This is a genomic window from Ensifer sp. LC384, from assembly GCF_001695865.1.
In the GTDB taxonomy this organism is placed as follows: Bacteria; Pseudomonadota; Alphaproteobacteria; order Rhizobiales; family Rhizobiaceae; genus Ensifer.
The window spans coordinates 1-782 of the sequence record NZ_MBST01000075.1; the positions used below are offsets into that span (position 1 = coordinate 1).

Consider the following 782-nt stretch of genomic DNA (forward strand, 5'->3'; position numbering starts at 1 on the left):
GAAAAGATTGGCAATCTGGCTATGGGCTGAGACGAAACGTTGGCATTGTCGCGGCGACTTGAAGCGCATCATGCGCCGCTCTCGTCGGCGCACAGGAAGGTGAGAATTCTCAGCACGGTGGCGTCGCCTTAACCGATTGGTGCTGATGGGAATGGTATCCGAGCGCCATGACCGAAGTCCCGATCACCCGCTACAGGCGCCATCGCTTTCCTGCCGAGATTATCGCCCACGCGGTATGGCTCTATTATCGGTTCCCGTTGAGCCTGCGCGACGTCGAAGACTTGCTTGCCGAACGCGGCATCGATGTCTCGTTCCAAACCGTCTCGGAGTGGGCCGCAAAGTTCGGTCTCAAATTCGCTTATCAATTCCGGCGGCGGTCGCGGGGCAGCTTTACCGACAAGTGGCACCTCGATGAAATGGTCGTATCCATCAAGGGGAAGAAATATTGGCTGTGGCGCGCCGTCGATGCCAATGGCTACATTCTCGACGCTCTCCTTCAAAGCCACAGGAACAGGAAGGCCGCTCTCCGGCTGATGCGCAAGCTGCTGAAAAGCCAGGGCGCCGTGCCACGGGTGATGGTGACCGACAAGCTGCGCTCCTACTCGGCCGCCAAGGCTGAATTTATTCCGAGCGTCGAGCATCGCTCACACAAAGGGCTCAACAACCGTGCTGAGAATTCTCACCTTCCTGTGCGCCGACGAGAGCGGCGCATGATGCGCTTCAAGTCGCCGCGACAATGCCAACGTTTCGTCTCAGCCCATAGCCAGATTGCCAATCTTTTC

1 protein-coding gene and 1 pseudogene are annotated in these 782 nt (G+C 57.9%); one reads left to right on the forward strand and one right to left on the reverse strand.

Annotation, left to right across the window (positions count from 1 at the left end):
• Positions 1–114 (reverse strand): annotated as a pseudogene (locus BC363_RS34925) (IS6 family transposase); the annotation flags it as partial.
• A gap of 53 nt (positions 115–167) precedes the next feature.
• Here BC363_RS34925 and BC363_RS30620 point away from each other — a divergent pair.
• Positions 168–782, forward strand: a 615-nt coding sequence (locus tag BC363_RS30620) for an IS6 family transposase (protein WP_065787516.1), incomplete at its 3' end; no start/stop codon positions are given.